Source organism: Bartonella australis AUST/NH1 (assembly GCF_000341355.1).
GTDB lineage: Bacteria > Pseudomonadota > Alphaproteobacteria > Rhizobiales > Rhizobiaceae > Bartonella > Bartonella australis.
The window spans coordinates 1,267,923-1,290,226 of record NC_020300.1 but is presented as its reverse complement, the minus strand read 5'-3'; the positions used below and the strand labels follow the sequence as shown (position 1 = coordinate 1,290,226).

At 43.0% G+C, this 22,304-nt stretch carries 13 protein-coding genes and 1 pseudogene; 6 read left to right on the top strand and 8 right to left on the bottom strand.

The features are described from left to right. Positions 1-37 precede the first annotated feature (37 nt). From BANH1_RS07085 to BANH1_RS05540, 4 genes are all read left to right on the top strand, one after another. On the top strand, positions 38-3,010 hold the full coding sequence (locus BANH1_RS07085) for an autotransporter outer membrane beta-barrel domain-containing protein (RefSeq protein WP_015398398.1): 2,973 nt from the start codon (positions 38-40) through the stop codon (positions 3,008-3,010). Positions 3,011-3,179: 169 nt separating this feature from the next. After that, positions 3,180-6,239: an autotransporter outer membrane beta-barrel domain-containing protein gene (locus BANH1_RS07080; protein ID WP_083878132.1), complete on the top strand. Its 3,060-nt coding sequence runs from the start codon at positions 3,180-3,182 to the stop codon at positions 6,237-6,239. A gap of 169 nt (positions 6,240-6,408) precedes the next feature. Next, positions 6,409-9,309, top strand: coding sequence for an autotransporter outer membrane beta-barrel domain-containing protein (locus BANH1_RS05545; protein WP_015398396.1), 2,901 nt, complete (start codon positions 6,409-6,411; stop codon positions 9,307-9,309). 169 nt (positions 9,310-9,478) lie between these two features. Next, the gene (locus BANH1_RS05540) at positions 9,479-12,319 is read left to right on the top strand and encodes an autotransporter outer membrane beta-barrel domain-containing protein (protein WP_015398395.1); all 2,841 of its coding nucleotides are present in this window, start codon (positions 9,479-9,481) and stop codon (positions 12,317-12,319) included. A gap of 236 nt (positions 12,320-12,555) precedes the next feature. Here the strand turns inward: BANH1_RS05540 and BANH1_RS07635 are convergent. The 3 genes and pseudogenes from BANH1_RS07635 to BANH1_RS05525 form a co-directional block, all read right to left on the bottom strand. Beyond that, a pseudogene (locus BANH1_RS07635) lies at positions 12,556-13,017 on the bottom strand (GTP-binding protein); the annotation flags it as partial. Between the two features lie 18 nt (positions 13,018-13,035). Next, positions 13,036-13,779 carry a creatininase family protein gene (locus tag BANH1_RS05530; RefSeq protein ID WP_015398394.1) on the bottom strand — a complete coding sequence of 248 codons (744 nt, stop codon included), beginning with the start codon at positions 13,777-13,779 and terminating at the stop codon, positions 13,036-13,038. 550 nt (positions 13,780-14,329) lie between these two features. Continuing rightward, entirely contained in the window at positions 14,330-15,646 is a 1,317-nt protein-coding gene (locus BANH1_RS05525) for an NAD(P)H-dependent oxidoreductase (RefSeq protein ID WP_015398393.1), read from the bottom strand. A gap of 166 nt (positions 15,647-15,812) precedes the next feature. Here BANH1_RS05525 and BANH1_RS05520 point away from each other — a divergent pair, with 166 nt between their 5' ends. Then, a complete protein-coding gene (locus BANH1_RS05520) occupies positions 15,813-16,301 on the top strand; it encodes a MaoC family dehydratase (RefSeq protein WP_015398392.1) in 489 nt (162 codons plus the stop codon). On the opposite strand, the gene BANH1_RS05515 is transcribed toward BANH1_RS05520, so the two are convergent. From BANH1_RS05515 to BANH1_RS05505, 3 genes are read right to left on the bottom strand one after another with little or no spacing between them, the layout of a single operon-like run. Continuing rightward, positions 16,298-16,957 (bottom strand): methionine ABC transporter permease, encoded by a 660-nt coding sequence (locus tag BANH1_RS05515; RefSeq protein WP_015398391.1) that lies wholly within the window; start codon positions 16,955-16,957, stop codon positions 16,298-16,300. The two genes, BANH1_RS05520 and BANH1_RS05515, sit on opposite strands and share 4 nt — an antisense overlap. Beyond that, positions 16,950-17,984 (bottom strand): methionine ABC transporter ATP-binding protein, encoded by a 1,035-nt coding sequence (locus BANH1_RS05510; protein ID WP_015398390.1) that lies wholly within the window; start codon positions 17,982-17,984, stop codon positions 16,950-16,952. Before BANH1_RS05510 ends, BANH1_RS05515 begins: the two co-directional genes overlap by 8 nt. Before the next feature lie 6 nt (positions 17,985-17,990). Next, positions 17,991-18,809, bottom strand: a complete 819-nt coding sequence (locus BANH1_RS05505; RefSeq protein WP_015398389.1) for a MetQ/NlpA family ABC transporter substrate-binding protein — start codon at positions 18,807-18,809, stop codon at positions 17,991-17,993. A gap of 546 nt (positions 18,810-19,355) precedes the next feature. On the opposite strand from BANH1_RS05505, the gene BANH1_RS05500 reads away from it, so the two are divergent. After that, positions 19,356-19,964 carry an SH3 domain-containing protein gene (locus BANH1_RS05500; protein WP_015398388.1) on the top strand — a complete coding sequence of 203 codons (609 nt, stop codon included), beginning with the start codon at positions 19,356-19,358 and terminating at the stop codon, positions 19,962-19,964. A 78-nt stretch (positions 19,965-20,042) separates the two neighbouring features. Here BANH1_RS05500 and BANH1_RS05495 read toward each other — a convergent pair whose 3' ends face one another. Beyond that, positions 20,043-21,074 carry an aspartate-semialdehyde dehydrogenase gene (locus BANH1_RS05495; RefSeq protein ID WP_015398387.1) on the bottom strand — a complete coding sequence of 344 codons (1,032 nt, stop codon included), beginning with the start codon at positions 21,072-21,074 and terminating at the stop codon, positions 20,043-20,045. Between the two features lie 1,027 nt (positions 21,075-22,101). Next, positions 22,102-22,293 carry a Trm112 family protein gene (locus BANH1_RS05490; RefSeq protein ID WP_015398386.1) on the bottom strand — a complete coding sequence of 64 codons (192 nt, stop codon included), beginning with the start codon at positions 22,291-22,293 and terminating at the stop codon, positions 22,102-22,104. Positions 22,294-22,304 lie beyond the last annotated feature (11 nt).

Sequence of the window (22,304 nt, the reverse complement as noted above, 5' to 3'; positions counted from 1 at the left end):
TTTGTTTAATAGGGGGGAGAAAGTTTAGAGCAGAGTTATGACCCCAGTGTTTAAAAATCGTATGCGTTTATATGCTTTTACAACCGCCCTTTTTTCTTTTTTGCCAAATATGGGTGCCGCTGCGGATGCTGAGCCTGCTAAAGAAGCTATATGTGGTGAAAAAGAGCAGTTTTATCAGTGCAATAATGGTAAAGAGAATATATTGGAAAATCAATCCTACTATCTCGGTGAATCTCCTCAAGGGGAGGGAGGCTCAAAATTTTTCGTCGCTATGACAGTAGAGGGGAGTAATACCGCTGTTGATGCTAAAAATATAAAGATTGCTGGTACTAGGGATTTATTGGGTTCTGCTATGTATGAAGAGTCTCCTGATTCGAAGGGTACTTTTATCGCGCCGAAAAGTTACGGTGTATTTGCAAAAGATGGGGGATCGGTCATTATCAGCGATTCAACTATTAAGAATGTAGCGGTGGGCGTTTTGGTCGATGGTGGGGCAATTAAGGTCAGGAGAGGGGTAATTGAGGCCGCGATAGGCGCGTTCGTAAAGAAGGAAGAAGCGTTTACCGTTTTAACAGATACGAAAATTAAAATAGTGGGCGACCGAGGACAAGATTTTCCTTATGCGGCTATTATGGTGCTCAATGACGCATATGCTAAGGTAAATGACGGATTGATTGATGTAGAAAATGCTGACGGGTTTCATATCAATACTGGAGGACATCTCATTTTAGATGGTGCCACTATTAGTTTAAAAAATGATGTAGTGAGACGGTCAAATGGCGCAATAGGGTGGCAAAATGATGTAGTGGAGTGGCAAAGTGATGCAGCAGAGTCGCAAGATGGCAACGAAAAACAGGAATATAGTATAGTAGACCCGAGCGATTTTTATTCACTTTTTGATTTTCGAGGGGGTGAGATTAATTTCACGAATGGAAGTGCTGTTGCTAAGAATGCTGTCGGTTTATTAATTCGAGAACCGGTGAATGATAATAAAGAAGGTGTTGAGCTTAATGATGTCGATTTCGAAAATTCGTCTATCACTATAAAGGGTAGTGAGTCTTACGGTATCTATTTCTCTGGGGAAAAAGGGAAAAATAATTACGAGATGCAGAGAGATGAGGAAGGCGAAGAGGATGAAGAGGAAGACGAAGGCGAGGAAGATGAAAACGGAAACGGCGAAGGCGGGGGCTATGAAGGAGACCTCCCGTCCCAGCTGTGGCTTATTCGTCTGGCGCGGTCATCTCTTTCGGTCCCCGATAATGTAGCTCTTTATGCTTCTGATGCTGAATATTCTATAAGTTTAGAACAAGGAGCAGAAATTTCTGGTGATCTATTGTTGGATGTTCAGGGTGGTTCTTTTATACCCATTTTTGCTAGTGGTTCTTCGCTTAAAGGCGGCAGCCGCGTTGGTGAAGGAGCTAGCGCCCATCTTTCTTTGAGCAATGGTTCAACATGGACTGTAACGCAAAGGAAATGGAAAGGTCCGCAAGTTCGATATTCGGCCTCCAATGTGGGGGACTCATTTTCATCTATTTCAGTCGTGAATCTTTCTGATAGTTCTGTTATTTTTGAAAGACTATCATCGATGGGGTATCAGACACTCTCTATCGGAAACGGAGTTGAAAAGGTCTATGTCGCGGATGGCGACGCGCGGCTTTATTTTAATGCTGGTGGTTTACCTGGAAATCAGACATCTGATCGGCTTTTCATTCGTGGTGATGTTTCTGGGACGACGACCATTCATGTGCGCTCTGTTCCAGAAAGTTCTGAGAGGTATATGAGAAATGAGGAAGATAGCCCGGCCATTTCACTTATTCAGGTTTCAGGAAAAGCACAGGAAGATTCTTTTAGGCTGGGTTCTGGTTATGTAACGCTGAATGGTCTACCTTATCCTTATCGCCTTCGTGCCTATGGTCCAGATTCTTCTTTAGGGCCAGCAGAGGCTGATCGCAATTTATTGGGACGAGAAGGTTACAAAGGGTTCTGGGATTTCCGTCTTGAAAATGAATATATTAAGTCTTCTTCTGGTTCCCATTCTGAAGCGAAGGTCAGGACTGTCGTCCCTCAAGTCTCGACTTATTTACTTTTGCCAAATGCTGTATTCCATAGTGGTTTGATGGATGTGAGCAATCAAAACAAACAGGCAGAAGCGATGCGCGCTGCTCCTCAGGAATTTTTGAATAAAAGAACGTCCTTTTTTACGAATGCTTACGGAGGGAGACAGCGCTATGCGTCAGATTTATCAAAAGTGGAATATGGGTATGGAGGCGATATTCATTATGATGCCGCAGAGGCGGGTATTTCGCTGAAAGCGGTGGAGAGCGGGTCTGTTGTAGGGTTTTTTGGGGCGATGGGAACTTATGGAAAATTTTCTCTTCAGCCCGAGGATGTTGAAGGAAGTAAGAAGAGTAAGTTTGAGAAATGGTCGGCTGCGGTGTATGGAAGTTTGCAGCATAATACAGGCCTTTATGTAAATGGGCTTTTGTCTTATGGTCTGTTTGAGGGCGACGTTTCTACTGATGCGCGAGGTAAAACTGCTAGCATAAAGGGCAAACCTCTGAGCGCTTCGCTTACCAGTGGTAAGGCTTTCGCGGTAGAGTCTGAAGGTCTTGTATTTGATCCCCAGGTCCAGCTTATTTATCAACGGATTTTCTTTGATAAGGCGCGCGATATAGATAATTTTGATATTGATATGGGGCAACCTGAGCAGTGGACGATGCGCGTTGGCGGTCGTTTGAGCAAGAGATTAATGACGAACAGTGCGTCACATTCTGTTTCTTTATATGGCAAGCTATATGTTTCTAATGATCTTCATAATAAACAGTTTGTATCTTTTGGGGATGATTTCCAGTTGGGTGCGCTTGGTTCATCGCTCGAAGCTGGCGCGGGTGTTCATGCGCAATTATCTTCGAAGTTTGCACTTTATGGCGATCTTTCCTACCAGCATAAGCTGACCAGTGCAGGATTTTCGGGAACCAGTTTCTCTGGTGGTATGCGCTATAGATTTTAACCTGGCTTCTCGGTTGGATGCAGAATAAGGCTAAGGAGTGCGAATTGTGTCTTTATTACGCATTTGATGTTTACACTGGGTCTATAGTGGGTTATATTTTTACCAATGTGTTCTTTTGTAGGTATATTCTTATTTTAATAGGGAGGGGGAGAAAGTTTAGAATAAGATTATGATTCCGATAGTCAGAAGTCATGTGTATTTATGTACTCTCACAACGTCCCTTTTTTCTTTTTTACTAGGTATCAATATTGCGATGAGCGCTGAGCCTGTTGAGCCGCCTGGATGTGGCGAAAAAGGGCAGTCTTATTTCTGCAATGATGGCGCAAAGCATATATTGGGAAATAAATCCTACCACATCGATGGAGCTTCGAGAGCACAGCAGGATTCTCCGGAATCTCTTGTTGCTATGACTGTAGAGGAGCGTGGCACTTCTGTTAATGCTAAGAATATAAATATCATCGGTACTGCAGATTTAGCGGATTCTAATATGTTTACCGGACCTTTTCAGATGCGAAGTAAAACGGCGATCGTGCCCAAGAATTATGGCCTGTTCATAGGAAATGGGGCATCAGTCGTCCTGAGTGATTCGGCCTTTGAGGATGTAGTTGTAGGCATTGCAACTGACGGGGGATCCGTTATAGTCAACAGGGGGATGATTGAGGCTAAGTTCGGCGTGTTTGCGAGCGGGGAAGGGGCATTTGCCGTTTTAACGGGCACAAAAATTAAAGCAAATAATCCAGAACCAAATTTTCCTTATGCGGCTGTTACAGCGCTCGATAATGCGTATGTTAAGATGGAAGATGGGCTGGTTGATATAAAAAATACTGGTGGGTTTCATGTAAATGCTGGAGGATATTTACATTTAAATGGCGTTGCCGTCACTTCGCACAATGATGCATTGGTATGGAAAAATAATGCATCGGTATGGAGAAGTAATGCAGAGGGGCAGCAAAATGACGAAGAGGAACCAGAATACCGTGTAACAGAAAAAAGCGGTTTCCATTCACTTTTTGATTTTCGAGGCGGTGGGATTAATTTCAAGAATGGAAGCGCCGTCGCTACGAACGCTGTTGGCTTATTAATCCGAGAACCAGAGGATGGCGCTGGCGGTACTATTAAATTTCATGATGTCAATATCGAAAATTCAGCTATCACTGTAAAGGGCGGTAAGTCTTACGGTATCTATTTCTCCGCGGGAAAATTTAAAAAATATTATTTAGATGAATATGATGATCAGATGCAGAAAGATGAGGAAGACGACGATGAGGGGGAAGAAGATGATGATGACGACTACGAAGAGGAGGAGGAAGATGATGTGGAAGAATACGATAATGGCTATGATGAGGAAGGTGATGAATATAAAAAGAAACTGTCGTCTGATCAATGGCTTATTCGTTTAGAACGGGCATCTCTTTCAGTCCCTGATAATGTAGCTCTTTATGCTTCTGATGCTGAATATTCTATCCATTTATCGCAAGGAGCAGAAATTTCTGGTGATCTATTGTTGGATGTTAATGGTGGTTCTTTTGTATCGATTTTCGCCGATGATTCTTCGCTTAAAGGTGGTAGCCGCGTCGGTAAAGGAGCTAGCGCCCATCTTTCTTTGAGCAATGGTTCGACGTGGATTGTAACGCAAAGGAAATGGAAAGGTCCGCAAGTTCGATATTCGGCCTCCAATGTGGGGGACTCATTTTCATCTATTTCATTCGTAAGTCTTTCTGATAGTTCTATTATTTTTGAAAGACCAACATCCACGGGGTACCAGACACTCTCTATCGGAAACGGAGTTAAAGAGGTTTATGTCGCAGATGGTGACGCGCGGCTTTATTTAAACGCTGGTGGTTTACCTGGAAATCAGGCATCTGATCAGCTTTTCATTCATGGTGATGTTTTTGGAACGACGACTATTCATGTGCGCTCTATTCCAGAAGGTTCCGAGAGGAATATGAGAAATAAGGAAGATAGCCCGGTCATTTCGCTTATTCAGGTTTCAGGAAAAGCACAGGAAGATTCTTTTAGGCTGGGTTCTGGTTATGTAACGTTGAATGGTCTACCTTATCCTTACCACCTCCGTGCTTATGGTACGAGATTTTCTTTAGAGGGAGAAAGAGGGGCGGAGAGGAAGAGACGGTCGCTCTCAGCGGACATCGACGAGCAGCAGCTGTTGCTTGTAGATGTAGGAGATCAAGACGGAGAGGAGTTTTGGGATTTCCGTCTTGAAAATGAATATGTTAAGTCTTCTTCTGGTTCCCATTCTGAAGCGAAGGTCAGGGCCGTCGTCCCTCAAGTCTCGACTTATTTACTTTTGCCAAATGCCATATTTCATAGTGGTTTGATGGATGTGAGCAATCAAAACAAACAGGCAGAAGCGATGCGCGCTGCTTCTCAGGAATTTTTGAATAAAAGAACGTCCTTTTTTACGAATGCTTACGGAGGAAGACACTGCTACGCTTCAAATTTATCGCAGATGAAATATGGGTATGGAGGCGATATTCATTATGATGCCGCAGAGGCGGGTGTTTTTCTGAAAGCGGTGGAGAGCGGGTCTGTTGTAGGGTTTTTTGGGGCGATGGGAACTTATGGGAAATTTTCTCTTCAGCCCGAGGATGTTGAAGGAAGTAAGAAGAGTAAGTTTGAGAAATGGTCGGCTGCGGTGTATGGAAGTTTGCAGCATAATACAGGCCTTTATGTAAATGGGCTTTTGTCTTATGGTCTGTTTGAGGGCGACGTTTCTACTGATGCGCGAGGTAAAACTGCTAGCATAAAGGGCAAACCTCTGAGCGCTTCGCTTACCAGTGGTAAGGCTTTCGCGGTAGAGTCTGAAGGTCTTGTATTTGATCCCCAGGTCCAGCTTATTTATCAACGGATTTTCTTTGATAAGGCGCGCGATATAGATAATTTTGATATTGATATGGGGCAACCTGAGCAGTGGACGATGCGCGTTGGCGGTCGTTTGAGCAAGAGATTAATGACGAACAGTGCGTCACATTCTGTTTCTTTATATGGCAAGCTATATGTTTCTAATGATCTTCATAATAAACAGTTTGTATCTTTTGGGGATGATTTCCAGTTAGGCGCGCTTGGTTCATCGCTCGAAGCTGGCGCGGGTGTTCATGCGCAATTATCTTCGAAGTTTGCACTTTATGGCGATCTTTCCTACCAGCATAAGCTGACCAGTGCAGGATTTTCGGGAACCAGTTTCTCTGGTGGTATGCGCTATAGATTTTAACCTGGCTTCTCGGTTGGATGCAGAATAAGGCTAAGGAGTGCGAATTGTGTCTTTATTGCGCATTTGATGTTTACACTGGGTCTATAGTGGATTATATTTTTACCAATGTGTTCTTTTGTAGGTATATTCTTATTTTAATAGGGAGGGGGAGAAAGTTTAGAATAAGATTATGATTCCGGTAGTCAGAAGTCATATTTGTTTGTGTGCTCTTGCGACGTCTCTTTTTTCTTTTTTGCCAAATGTAAGTGCTAGCGTAAATGATGGGTCATCTCAGTGCAATGGACATGGAATCCCTTATAAATGTGATGATGGTAAAACGCATATATTAGAAAGCGGATCTTATTGGTTGAAACCTGAAAGTTCTGAGGATGATAAGGACGCTACGCCCCCCTTTGCTATAGCGGCAGCGCAGGAGGGGACGATTGTTTACGCGAATAATATGGAAGTGATAGGCACCGCAAAACCCCCAGCAGATCCCGGCGAGTCCCGAAATTTCAGGCACCTGTATCTAGACGATGGCGTATTAGTATCAAAAGATTACGGCGTATTTGTGGAAAATAATGGAAAGGTTGTCCTAAGCAATTCGACTCTTAGGGATATGGTCGTGGGTTTTATGGTTTATGGCGGAACGGCCGAGATGAATGGCGGGGCGCTTGAGGCCAAGGTGGGTGTACTTGCGACAACCGAGTATGAGCCAGAAAAGCCTGTTATTTTAAATAGAAAAGCGTCTGTTATTTTAAATAATGTCAAAATTAAGATAGAGAATTACCAGCCGGAGCTGACTGATTATTTATCTGCAGCCGCTAAGATAATTGAAGGAGCATCCTTTAAGATGATGGGGGGAGCGATTGATGTAGTGAATGCTGACGTCTTTTACACAAGTTATGCAGGGAGAGTCGCTTTAGATGGCGTTGCCATCACTTTAAATTGTAAATCAGAAGATGGTCCTTATGGAGGAGGTTGCGCGGTTTTTAGCGTGGCTCGTGGTGGTACTATTGATTTTAAGAATGGGAATGCTGGTGGCATCAACTCTGACGGCGTATTGATCGAAAACTTGATGATGAAGGACGAATATTCTGACTTTAATAAGGTGAGTATCGAAAATTCAACTCTCACTATAAAGGGTGATGAAGCCCATGGTATACATTTTTTCCTCGGTGAAGAAGAAGGACTGTTAGAGTCGCGGAGTTACGGTGTTCAAGGCGGGAACGATGAATATGAAAAGGGGCTTGTTATTTTGAAACGAGCAAGTCTTGCTGTACCGGATGGTATCGCTATTTATAATGAGTGGACCAGCGGTTATGTTGAGTTATCACAGGGCTCAGATATTTCGGGCGATTTGTTATTAATGCTTGTAGGTAATTCTGGTGATTCTTTTGTGTCAATTCGTGCTGATGCTTCTTCGCTTAAAGGCGGCATTTACTCTGATAATGGTGCTCGTGCTGAATTATCTTTAAGTAATAATTCGACGTGGACTTTGACACAAAGAAGACATGCAGGTTCACGAGATCAAGATTTGAGCGGTTCAGAATCATTTGTTTCACTTGTAACTCTTTCTGATAGTTCTATTATTTTTGAGCTGCCGGCATCTAACGGTTATCAAATACTCTCGATCGGAAAAGGAGATGAAAAAAGTGTTTACATCGCGGAAGGGGATGCGCGACTTTATCTTAACGCTGGTGGTTTGCGCGGCGATCAGAGATCTGATCGGCTTTTAATTTACGGCGATGTTTGGGGAACTACTAAAGTTTATGTGCGAGCTGCTCCAGGAGATTCCAGAGGTAATATGAATGATGGTGAAAATGATGAAAGTGCCTCGATCATTCAGGTTGCTGGAAGAGCAAAGGAGGATTCCTTTATATTAGGTGGTGGCTATACTACGCTAAATGGTTCGCCCTATCAGTATCGCCTTCATGCTTATGGTACGAGATTTTCTTTAGAGGGAGAAAGAGGGGCGGAGAGGAAGAGACGGTCGCTCTCAGCGGACATCGACGAGCAGCAGCTGTTGCTTGTAGATGTGGGAGACCAAGACGGAGAGGAGTTTTGGGATTTCCGTCTTGAAAATGAATATGTTAAGTCTTCTTCTGGTTCCCATTCTGAAGCGAAGGTCAGGGCCGTCGTCCCTCAAGTCTCGACTTATTTACTTTTGCCAAATGCTGTATTCCATAGTGGTTTGATGGATGTGAGCAATCAAAACAAACAGGCAGAAGCGATGCGCGCTGCTCCTCAGGAATTTTTGAATAAAAGAACGTCCTTTTTTACGAATGCTTACGGAGGGAGACAGCGCTATGCGTCAGATTTATCAAAAGTGGAATATGGGTATGGAGGCGATATTCATTATGATGCCGCAGAGGCGGGTATTTCGCTGAAAGCGGTGGAGAGCGGGTCTGTTGTAGGGTTTTTTGGGGCGATGGGAACTTATGGGAAATTTTCTCTTCAGCCCGAGGATGTTGAAGGAAGTAAGAAGAGTAAGTTTGAGAAATGGTCGGCTGCGGTGTATGGAAGTTTGCAGCATAATACAGGCCTTTATGTAAATGGGCTTTTGTCTTATGGTCTGTTTGAGGGCGACGTTTCTACTGATGCGCGAGGTAAAACTGCTAGCATAAAGGGCAAACCTCTGAGCGCTTCGCTTACCAGTGGTAAGGCTTTCGCGGTAGAGTCTGAAGGTCTTGTATTTGATCCCCAGGTCCAGCTTATTTATCAACGGATTTTCTTTGATAAGGCGCGCGATATAGATAATTTTGATATTGATATGGGGCAACCTGAGCAGTGGACGATGCGCGTTGGCGGTCGTTTGAGCAAGAGATTAATGACGAACAGTGCGTCACATTCTGTTTCTTTATATGGCAAGCTATATGTTTCTAATGATCTTCATAATAAACAGTTTGTATCTTTTGGGGATGATTTCCAGTTAGGCGCGCTTGGTTCATCGCTCGAAGCTGGCGCGGGTGTTCATGCGCAATTATCTTCGAAGTTTGCACTTTATGGCGATCTTTCCTACCAGCATAAGCTGACCAGTGCAGGATTTTCGGGAACCAGTTTCTCTGGTGGTATGCGCTATAGATTTTAACCTGGCTTCTCGGTTGGATGCAGAATAAGGCTAAGGAGTGCGAATTGTGTCTTTATTGCGCATTTGATGTTTACACTGGGTCTATAGTGGATTATATTTTTATCGATGTGTTCTTTTGTAGATATATTCTTATTTTAATAGGGAGGGGGAGAAAGTTTAGAATAAGATTATGATTCCGATAGTCAGAAGTCATGTTTATTTATGTGCTTTTACGACGTTCCTTTTTTCTTTTTTGCCAAATGTAAGTGCTAACGTAAATGATGGGCCATCTCAATGTAATGGACATGGGGTTCCTTGTATGTGTGATGATGGCAAAATGCATATGTTAGAAAGCGGATCTTATCAGCTAAAATCCACTAATAGCGAAGATGCAGATCCTCCCGTTGCCATAGCGGCGGCGCGGGAGGGGACGGTTATTCATGCAACTAACATAGAAGTGATAGGTACTGTAAATCTTGCAGAAGATTCCAGTGCATCCAAAGACCCCAGGTACATGTACATAGATGACGATCTATTAGTCTCGAAGGATTATGGTGTATTTGTCTCAGAGAATGGAAAGGTTATTCTGAATAATTCGACCTTTAAGGATATGGCTGTGGGTTTTATAGCTTACGGTGGAACGGTTGAGGTGAATGGCGGGGCGCTTGAGGCCAAGGTGGGCGTACTTGCAAGAGAACGTGAGGAAGAAGCGTCTGTTATTTTAAATGACGTGAAAATTAAGATAGATAACCACCAGCCGCAGCTGACTGACTATTTATCCGCGGCCGCTAGGGTAACCGAGGGAGCATCTTTGAAGATGACGGGGGGAGCGGTTGATGTGGTGAATGCCGACGTATTTCACGCAAGTTATGGGGGAGCGATTGTTTTGGATGGTACTGCCGTTACTTTAAATAATACTCAGAGGGTAGAAAATAACGCTGGAAAATACAATTACGCAGTTTTTAACGTATCTAACGGGGGTGATCTCCATTTTGAGAATGGAAGCGTGGATGCTTTCAATTCTCATGGTTTATTGATTGAAAGTCCGGTGATTCGTGGCGTGGATTTTAGCTCTAATAGGGTTAATATCGAGAATTCAATTATCACTGTGAAAGGCCACGAAGCCCATGGTATATACCTTTTCCAGGAAGAAGCAGGGGCATCGTCTGAGTCAAAGCAGGAAGAGATTGCGCACGGAGCGGAGGTTATTAGTTTGCGACGACGGGCAAGTCTCATTGTTCCAGATAACGTGGCTATTTATAGTAATGGTGCTGACGCTTATATTGGTTTGTCACAAGGAGCGAGCGTCTCTGGTAATTTATTAGTACAAGCTGAAGAGGGATCTTCTATATTCATCCAAGCCACTGCTTCTTCGCTCAAAGGCGGCAGCCGCGTTGTTGAGGAAGCTGATGTTCATCTTTATTTGAGCGATGGTTCAACATGGACTTTGACACAAAAGAAGCGAAGAGGTTCGCAAATTCAAGATTCCGCTCCAGATTTGAGTGATTTATCGTCATCTATTTCATTAGTAAGTCTTTCTGATAGTTCTATTATTTTTGAAAAGCCAACATCCGCAGGATACCAGACGCTCTCCGTCGGGACTGGAATTGGAGAGGTTTATACTACGAATGATAATGCGCGACTTTATTTCAATATTGGGGGTTTACTTGGGGATCAAAGATCCGATCAACTTTTAATTAATGGTGACGTTTCTGGGACCACTACGATTTACGTGCGAGCTACTCCAGAAGGATCTCAACGCAATATGAAAGATGACGAAAATAATGAAGGTATTCCGATCATTCAGGTTTTTGGAAAAGCAAAGGAGGATTCCTTTATATTAGGTAGCGGTTATACTACACTGAACGGTTTACCTTATCAGTACCGCCTTCACGCTTATGGTTTGAAAATCTACATTGAAAAAGCCTATATTGAAGCAGCTGATGGAGATCAGCAATTATCTGCGAACGCGCGGAATCTGTATGAAGACGAATTTTGGGATGTTCGACTTGAGCATGAGTATGTCGAGCCTGCTCCTGGCTCTCCCAATTTCCTTTCTGATCAACAAGTTAAGGTTGTTGTCCCGCAAGTTCCGACTTATCTGCTTCTCCCAAATGCTTTGTTCCAGGTTGGCTTGATGGACGTAAGCAATCAAAACAGGCAGATAGAAGCAATGGGCACCGCTTTTCGTGGATTTTTAGATAAAAGACAAGCCCCCTTCGCTCGAGCTTACGGCGGACAATACGGCTATGCTTCAAATTTATCAAATATGGAATACGGGTATGGTGCGAATCTCAGTTATAATGCCTTAGAGGCAGGTATTTCATTGAAAGCGGTAGAAAGCGAGCATGCCTCATTGTTCTTTGGAGCGACGGGAACTTACGGAAAATTCTCCCTCCAGCCTAAAGACGTCGAAGAGAGCAAGAAGAGTAAGTTTGAGAAATGGTCGGCCGCGGTGTATGGAAGTTTGCAGCATAATACGGGCTTTTACGTAAATGGACTTTTGTCTTATGGTCTGTTTGAGGGTGATGTTTCTACTGATGCGCGAGGTAAAACTGCCAGCATAAAGGGCAAACCTCTGAGCGCTTCGCTTACCAGTGGTAAGGCTTTTGCGGTAGAGTCCGGAGGTCTTGTATTTGATCCCCAGGTCCAGCTTATTTATCAACGGATTTTCTTTGATAAGGCGCGCGATATAGATAATTTTGATATTGATATAGGGCAACCTGAACAGTGGACGATGCGTGTCGGCGGTCGTTTGAGTAAAAGGCTTAAATTCGCTGAAAAAGCGCGTTCTGCTTCTTTATATGGTAAAGCGTATTTTTCGAACAGTTTTAAAGATAGGCAGTTCGCGTCTTTCGGGGATGATTTCCAGTTAGGCGCGCTTGGTTCATCGCTTGAAGCTGGCGCGGGTGTTCATGCGCAATTATCTTCGAAGCTTGCACTTTACGGCGATCTTTCCTATCAGCATAGGCTGACTAGCGCAGGATTTTCTGGAATGAATTTCTCTGGTGGTTTGCGCTACCATTTTTAGCTGTGGCGGTCCTTTGTCAAGGATACTTTCCCTTAAGTAGCGATGTTTATAACATCACTTTCTCCGCTGGAGGCTGAATCACGGCCCGCTTGGCTTCAACTTAGGGCCGAAATGGCACTTTTGCTGCAGCCTTTGAGAAGACTTCCTTTTGCGCCGTTAAAATATCCACATAAAATTAGGCCATCATTAAGACTTATTACCACGATTTTTTTGTCTGGGTAGAATAAGATGGTACCGACAGGATCTATTTTATCAGGCAAAATAATATCAGAGGAAGCAATTTGATTTCCTGCTTCATGGTTCTTTTTAAGTCACAATGGAGAGTGTTTTGCATCAACTACTACAATAACACTGTCGAGGGAGCTTTTTCATGTACGGCGCTGTCCGTAAAAAAGTTTATACCGCTGGAATAAGGTCAGCAAGCTCTGTTGTTTCTACGACGATGGCATAAAATCGATGAGGGCGCTGTATCATCAGGCTTTCTAGAATGCGAATAAAACCGCCACGCACAGTGTAAAACACGGCCATTATTCATTTCATAAATTTTCTCGTCGGATTAACGATAAGATAATTGTTGATGCTGACTCGTCAAATTTATTGAGAATGATTGCGTGACGTTTGCTTCAAATGCGATTGAGAAATATCATTTTTCCTGATCCAAGATGACTAGTGAGAATGGTAACAGGAAGTTTTGGCATATTCTGTAGCTTTATTTTTCAGCGTAGCGTCCTTATTTGGAACCGATTGATATCATCAAGTAAATGACAGAGCCCGCAAAGAACATGGGAGAAAATTGCTTCCCCTGCTTGAGATGTTGCTTTACTTGCGTCACCTGCTGCTCCACGCACATTGAGATCACGCATGATCCAGCCAAAGGCGTGAGGTCCATAGGCGCGTAAATATCGATAATCGTTAATCATATCAGCTTGCTTATTATGAAAATTATCTGCTTGTTCCATACGCACTTTTTCTGGTGCTAAATAAAGCATCAGGGAAGTTTCAATAAATCCTCCGTGAATATCAAGGTGGTGTTGAGAAGGATCCATTAAGCCTTCCGGTAAACCAAAACGATTCCAGCTTGTCGCCACCGCAAGCATAGAAAAACGTTTTCGTAATTCGGTGATAACAACGCTCATTAAAGGCGAATTGCCCCCATGTGCATTGAGGAGAAGAAAACGCTTAATGCCTTTACGATAGCAATTTTCTCCTATACTTATCCAGCGTTCTATAGCGTCAGAAAAAGTAAGTGTTTGTGTGCCAGCGACATCCATATGTTCTATCGAATAGCCAATTTTTTCGACGGGCAAAAGCGCAATATGAAATCGCTCCTTTGTTTGTGAGGTAAGTGCCTTTGCGAAGGCTTCAGCAATAATCCAATCAGTTTCGAAGGGGAGATGATTGCCGTGATATTCATGTGCGCCCAAGGGCAAAAGAGCAAGGAGAGGTGCGTCAGATACCATGTTTATTGCTGCAAAGAAAAGCTGATAAGCGCTGATTGACTTGATATTAATGGGCTATTTTCCCGACTTTAGTCTATACACGAGTAAAATGCAAATGAGGGCGCTTTTGCGTAAAATATGTATGCGACAAACTTAAGATTTTGTCAAAAATGGTGAAAATGAAGGCAGTGTTATATGTTGTTGGTCCTCAGCACAATAATGAAAGGTCTATCTATTATTGCAGTGTTGTTTATGGTTAGAAAGCACATTAAATGAACGCTTAATCGTGATCTACGCTAATCGCGGTATCGTCGTAGTTGTTATGAGAATGACTTATTTTTTTGGTTATCTGAGTAAAATATTCAACTTTTGTAGAGAGTGAGATCGCCGACAAGAGGTTGATATTTTTTACATTACAATTTGCAAGAAGTCCTTGATTACGCACTATAGGGGTTTTGTCGCGAATATTCGTTATAACCTGTTTTATGAATGCGTTATATTTGGTGAATTATGTGACACAAGTGGAAAAATATCAAAATGGGCGATTGGAATTCCCGGATGATACGAGACCTTAATTATTGAACAACAGATCTTGTTCTGCGCGCAGGCGCGCGATCCATCGGTCTTCACGAATGGCAGTATTATGTATTGTAATAAGTTCGTTTTTTTTAATTTCAGCTGTGACCCTCGCGTTTTCAAGGAGGCCACAAGGAATGGCTTGATATAAACGAGCGTCCGCGGCACTCATTGTCCAAGCGCGATAGCTGTAAAGGCCGATGAAATCTAATTGGTCACCAGGATGTAAATCTTTTTTAGCAACAGCGCAGACTTCGGCCACTGGACGATTGAGCGGTGCCATATCTGTTTTGCCGTAAAGCATGATACGCGCACATGTAAGTGGAACTTCCATTGCAGTTAAATGATACGGGCGATGAAAGGTGAAATAAGGCCCCTGGCCAATTTTTAAATCTTCCATACGTTCACGTAAACGTGGGTGCACTATTTCCGCAATCACGAAAACACCTGGAGAAATACCGGGACCTGTTGAGTAGTCCACGACGCCATATCTATTTAAAATACCGCCGTCCTGTTTTGGAATCAGTACTTTATTTAAATCTTGAAGTGCAGTTTGTGGGCCATGCATCCCTGGGCAATCAGGAAGAAGTCCCGTTGCATTGGCGATGGCTGCCATTTCGACCATTGTTTTGGAACCATCAATAAATTCAACCAACATGCGAACATTCATATTACGTCGCGATGCTTCTTCTTCATAAGCGTCGGGTGTGGCATCAAAAATTAGCGGATTATTTTTGCCTTTTCCAGCTGCAACAATCTTATGACCAAGTGCTGATACAAATTCGATGAGTTCCATGCAGGAAGAGGGTTCATCGCCGGCACCAAGCGTATAAATGAGGCCTTGTTTATCCGCTTCGTACTTGAGATAAGCACCAATCGTCGTGTCTGCTTCAACATTCATCATGACGAGATGCTTGTTGTTTTTGAGTGCTTTGAAACCAATTTCTGCACCGGTTTCGGGGTAGCCAGTTGCATCAACGACGATATCAATTTGTTCATTGTGCAAAACGATATCGAGGTCGTCTGTGGCAGCGATCAAGCCTTTTTCAATGGTTTCGGTTAAGGCATTGGCATTTTCGACTTCGCGTACGTGGCCCTCTTCACCGTAAGCTAGTGCTGCAGCATCGAAAATACGTGATGGTGTTCGGGTGGCGACGGCAGCAACGGTTATACCATCTATCTGAGCAATGCTTGACAGCAAATCTGTCCCCATTTCGCCGCAACCAATAAGCCCGATACGGATAGGCGGATGGTTTTCTGCACGCCGTTTTAAATCATATGCTAGACCCGTCAGTTGCACATTGCTCGCCATTATTTCTTCCAATTTCAAAATTACCTTCCCAGGAAGGCCGTTTTTTCTTCATAAGACGCATTCGGTTGCGGGGTATTTGCCCTTTTATTATTGATGCTCTAATCAATGGGTTTTATAAAAGCAAGAGGGCGTTGAGGCTTTTGTTGAATAAAACAGGGATAACGTTATGTGGCGAAAAATAGCAGTACAAGATATAGAAAATTTTATCGGGAAAGAAATTGGTTTGTCGCAGTGGCGCCTTATCACGCAAGATATTGTTAATCAGTTTGCGTGCGCGACGGATGATAATCAGTGGATTCATGTAGACGAAGAAAGAGCAAAGGGAACGCCTTTTGGTGGCACTATCGCTCATGGGTTTTTAACGTTATCGCTTTTGTCCACATTAGCTTATGAAGCGCTCCCGGAGTTGGAAGGTGCGACCATGGGGATTAATTATGGCTTTGATAAAGTGCGTTTTATGAGTCCCGTGAAAACGGGCTCGAGGGTGCGTGCCCGCTTTATATTAAATGATGCTAAGATTCGTCCTTCTGGCCGGGTTATTTTTCATTATGGAGCTACGATAGAAGTTGAACAATTGAGGAATCCAGCTCTTACTGCTCAGTGGCTTGTTATTGCCATGATCGGAGAAAAAAATCAGGTTACTGAATTGGGCTAACGCTTTGTTTTGTCGAATTTTTGAGCGATCCGATCACCAGACCATTGAACGATGATATTGAGGATAATCAAGAGAATAATGACCATCGTCATAATGGTGGTATTATAGCGTTGATAGCCGTAGCGGATTGCCATGTCTCCTAAGCCGCCACCGCCGAGATATCCAGCAAGGGAAGTGGCGCTGATCAGCGAGATGATCATGACTGTAAAACTAGTAATAAGGCTAGGAAGTGCTTCAGGAATGAGGACGTACCTGATGATTTGAGAATGGCTGGCGCCCATAGAGCGGACAGCTTCTACTAAGCTGTATTCAACCGTCTTGAAAGATAATTCTGCCATACGTGCATAAAAAGGGATCGCTGAAATAGTAAGAACGAAGATTACTGCAGGAACTCCTACACCGCGCCCCATGACTAAACGGGTAATAGGGAGAAGATAAAAAGCGAGAATAATAAAAGGGATAGCGCGAATACTGTCGATAAGGATACTCAGAGAACGATTAATGAGGCGTGACGAAAAAAAAGCGCTGCGTGCTGTTGTGTAAAGCAGAAGACCAAGCGGAAGCCCCACGATAAGAGCTATCAGAGAAGCGCTAATCGTCATAAATAATGTGTCGAAAACCGCGGTGAGAAGTTCGTGATAAAGGATGTTAAACATAGCCTAAAACCTCGCAATACCGGCTTTTTTCCGTTAACCATTTGACAGCTTTTTCTAAAGCTATTTTGTCTTGTCCGGGAAGAGCTAAAAAAAGTCGTCCGATGATTTCTCCTTGGACTACGTCAATGCCGCCACGCAGAATACGTGCTCTTAAGCCTGTTTCGTCTTCGAGCAGATTCAGGAAAGGTTGCTGAGTAATTTCGCCAGCGATATTAATTTCAATGACGGCTTCTTGGCCTGTGGGTTTAAGGTTTTGCATAAGTTCTACAGGCAGCTGTGGTGTTACAAGTTTGAGCATGGCAATGGTTGTATCTTCTTGCGGTGAAGTAAAAATATCTTTTACGCATCCTTTTTCCACAATGCGACCTTTATTGAGTACAACAACGCGGTGTGCAATGGCGCGCACGACTTCCATTTCATGGGTGATAAGCACAATGGTAAGATTAAGACGGTTATTAATATCGGAAAGGAGTTCCAGAATAGATTGTGTTGTTTCAGGATCAAGAGCAGAGGTCGCTTCGTCTGACAATAATATTTTAGGATTAGCTGCTAAAGCGCGCGCGATACCGACGCGTTGCTTTTGTCCTCCTGAGAGTTCTGCGGGGTAACGACCTTCTTTGCCACATAATCCCACTAATTCAATGAGTTCAAGGGCACGCTCACAACGTTGTTTTTTATTTATACCCGCTAATTTAAGGGGTAATGCGATGTTATCAATGACGTTTTGCGATGATAACAGATTGAAATGCTGAAAAATCATCCCGATACGTTGACGATAAGGCGCCCATTCTGCCTCCGAAAGATTTGAAACATTGATACCGTCGAAAAATATGGATCCTTCGTCAATTTTTTCTAAGCCGTTTAAACAGCGGATAAGTGTGGATTTTCCCGCGCCACTGCGCCCTATAATACCGAGAATTTCACCGGCATGGATATCAAGAGATAAATTGTCGACCGCCGGAATGCCAGCTGTTTTAGAAAAATGGCGGCTGACATTCTTTAAAGATATAAGTGCGGGATCTTCCATTCTCAATTACCAAGACGTTTGGACGGTTGCACCAAAAATTTCTTTAATTTTGGCGCGAACGGGTCCACTATTGTAGGCAGCAACTAATTTTTTGACCCATGGCTCATCTTTATCTGCGGTGCGAACGACAATAATATTGTTATAAGGGTTATTTTCTGCTTTTTCCCAAGCGATGACGTCTTTGTGCACGTCTAATCCAGTAACTAAAGCCCAGTTTGTATTGATAATCGCAATATCAAAATCATCGATTGCACGCCCCAAAATGCCCGCATCCAATTCGCGTATCGTAAGATTTTTGCGATTTTCAACGATATCAAGCGGGGATGCTAGAAAATCATTAGGATCGTTTAATTTGATGAGACCTAAGGAATGAAGAAGCAGCAAAGCTCTTCCTCCATTTGATGGGTCGTTGGGAATACCAATGACCGCTCTGTCAGGCAGGTCTTTTATATCTTTAATTTTGTGTGAATAGACACCAATGGGGGAGATAAATGTGTTTCCACAAATTGAAAGCTTATAGCCATTCTGCTGAATTTGATTACTGAAATAAGGCTTGTGTTGAAAAGCGTTTGCATCGATGTCTCCTGCATTAACAGCATCATTAGGCAGAGAGTAATCGGAAAAATAAACAAGCTCGATGTCTAAACCAGTTTTTTTAGCTTGTTCGGCGGCAACTCCCCAAATAGTTGCTTCTTCTCCTTCCATAATACCAAGTCTGATTTTTGTCTTATCTGCTGCCATTGCAAAGGAAGAATGAAAAAAAAGTGCTAAGAGAGAAAAGAGCAATCCAAAGACAATAGATTGGAAGAATTTATTTAATACCATATCGTTTATATTCCTTTACATCAAAAAGTTTTTTGAGGAGACAATGCATCGAGCACTATTTTTGATATGGTCGAAAGATATAAAAGCTTGGCGGAATATTCAATTGTTTTTCTTCAAGCAATAAAAACAATTTATCTTATGCCACGGGCGTTTATTTTTTAATGGTTACACTCTGTTGACTAAGAATTTTTACACAGAATTTAGACTGTAGATCCTGTGGTGGAATATTTTTGTGGAACCAATGGCGCTCTTAAAACTTTTTTAGATGACTATTCGCTGAGAGAGTGGGGAAGCAGATTACACTCCGAAGCGCTAATCTATGATCTATAGGACGAGCACTGTTGTCGAGACAAACAGGCTGCGCAGCGGCCTGTGTGTATGGGAAGGCTATGTGCGTAACGGTGGGGAGAAAATAAGGAAACATTCTCTTGAAATGTCGTCGATATTTAAAACGATGAGAAACCGACTGCCGTTTTAGTACAACACTGTCAACCTTTGTAAAGACAAATATTTTGCTCCTGATATTACGGATAGGAAAAAGAAATAATGTTTAAAAAGAATTTTTTATCAACAACAATAACCCGGATATCTTTGATGGGATTGGGGCTTGGAATGACTGTTTCTGGTGCTATTTCTGGGGTTGTTGCTCGTATAGAAACCGGTGATGTCATTTTACGAAAGGGACCGGCTATGACTTACCAAGCTATAGCAAGAGTTCCTACCGGAGAAAAAGTGCAAATTGACGGCTGCTTACCCGGTAAAGCTTGGTGTTCGCTTCGCTATAATGGAATAGCTGGTTGGGCAGCTGCGGATTATTTTGCCGTCGGCAATGTTCCCGTAGTTTCTCTCTCGCTTACGCCGGCGCGGCTAAGCTCTTCAATGACAGGAGCAAAGAGAAAAATGAATCAGATTGCTTCTGGCGTTGCAAAGACGAAGATGCAAAAACACTTCAGAACAGACGTGATTATTACGCCAACAGGAGTCAAAAAAACCGATGAACGAACAATTTTGAATCCGTTATTGGGTGAGAGCACTGTATCTGTACATCGGGTAGCTGCTTATAATCCTCTATTTCCAAATGATGTTAATTTCAGAAATGCCGAGCGCAACGAGACGCGTTACCGTGTTGTAACCTATCCTGCTCCACGGAGGTAAAAGAAGCGTGCCGCTGCTTTAAGAGGAAGCAGAAAATGCCACGGGACAAGGCGTTTATCGCTTCATTGCTGATTTTATTTATGCTGATGACTTAGGTCTAATCAGAGCATTAGAAATGAGAAGTTCAGCGATTTGAACTGCATTCAACGCCGCTCCCTTTCTTAAATTGTCGGCGACAATCCAGAAAGCTAAACCATTTTCAACGGTAATATCCTCGCGAATACGGCTGATAAAAGTGTCGTCTTCTCCGGTGCATTCATAAGGGGTAATATAACCGCCATCTTCATGTTTATCGATCAGTTGGCAGCCGGGCGTATTGCGTAGGAGAGTACGCGCTTCATCAGCGCTTATTGGTTCTTCAAATTCAACATTCACGGCTTCAGCGTGGCCGATAAAAACAGGAACGCGGACAGCAGTAGCCGTTAATTTGATCTTGGGATCGAGAATTTTTTTCGTCTCAGCCATTATTTTCCATTCTTCTTTTGTATAGCCATCTTCCATAAAAACGTCGATGTGGGGAATGATATTAAAGGCGATGCGTTTGGTGAATTTTTTTAACGAAATTGGATCAGCGACAAAAACCGCTCGTGATTGTTCAAATAACTCGTCCATTCCTTCTTTACCGGCTCCGGAAACTGATTGATAGGTAGATACAATAACGCGCTTGATGATTGCTGCATCGTGGAGGGGTTTTAAGGCCATGACGAGTTGGATTGTCGAGCAATTAGGGTTGGCAATAATATTGCGCTTGGAAAAGCCGTTAATAGCTTCTGCGTTAACTTCAGGAACAATCAAGGGGATGTCAGCATCGTAACGCCAAGTGGATGAGTTATCAATTAGCACACAACCAGAAGAACTGATTTTGGGAGCGTATTCTTTGGAAATTTTTCCTCCGGCAGACATAAGGCACAGGTCTGTGTTGGAAAAATCATATGTATCAAGCGCTCTTACTTTTAAGGTTTTGTCACCGTAGGCAATAGTTTGCCCTAATGAGCGCCGTGAAGCTAAAGGAATTACTTCACTGGCGGGAAAACCACGCTCTTCCAGAATTGTCAGCATTTCACGACCAACATTCCCGGTAGCACCGACAACGGCAACTTTAAAACTCATTTTTGACACTCCCGTCTTTCTTCACTTAAAAAATTAATACGCAACCTTAAAAACTAACACACGCCCCTAGCTTTTTCCGAGCGAAATCTAGGAAAAAATAAGTTGGCCAAGGAATATTAAACAATATCGCCGTTTTCTTGGACTGGATTTCACACGCACAGCGGCCGCGGATTACACTACTACATTAGCTTGTCGCGCAATGCACGGTTTTCTTGTGCCTTTGAGAGCTGATAAAAGCTTGAATATCTTACGTCAAGCCGTATAAGCGTTTTCCCGGTGAGGTTTTAGCCTCGTGAATGCATTATCTTCTGTTAATTATCACGCTTTGAGATTTTTAAGTTCCGCGGTGATTGAATTATTCATCACGCCGACGAATTTTACGTTTTATCGTTACTCACGTTAGTTCTTGTGGAAGATATTATAGAGGGCTGCTAAAACACTTTTTCACCTTTTGGCTTGTTAATGAGGGGGCAGCGAGAAAAGCACACGCATATGCCTAAAGGCGTGATTCGAGTGGTGGTGTTATTGGAGTCTTTAAAAACAGGGGATTTGGACTACAGGGGCCGTATACGGTTTTATGGGATTTCGTTTTTTGTTGGTAGGTAAAGAGAGCAGTGTGCCAAGCGATTCTCCCCGGGCAGTCCAGTGAGATTATCGCGGTATTTGGGACAAAAATTGCTCAAGTGATTGTTGATCGGCGTAATTTGAATTTTTAGAAGCTTGGTGGATTAGGTTCTTCTAAGATTGGCTGTTATCTTTTGTGCGCATTTTTAATTCTAGCATTAGGGTGGGGTGTATTGATTATCTAATTTCATTCAGAGATTCGGTTGCATCAGAATAGTTAGATGGTATTTTTCGCTGAGGTAATTTTATCGTCCATGTATATGGGAGGAATTTAAAAGCAGCTTGTCGTGGGTTCTCTCATATAAATTTTACCGCTGCGCGTCCTCGTGGCGTGTTGTCCGTTTTTGGGAAGCGTCTGCCTAGGCGATTTAAGATTGATTTGCGGCGAAGTGGAAAAGTTGGTTCATGTTTCATTATGCTGCAGAGGGCGGGCTTCTGAGGCTAGCATGATGGGAATACCGCTGCGGATAGGGTAAGCAAGTTTCGCTTTGAGTGAGATTAATTCTTGCGTTTCCCGGTTTAAAGAGAGTGTTTCTTTTGTGATTGGGCAGACGAGCAATTCGAGCATTTTAGGATCAGTGTTCATTTTTTCCATATTTTGAAATC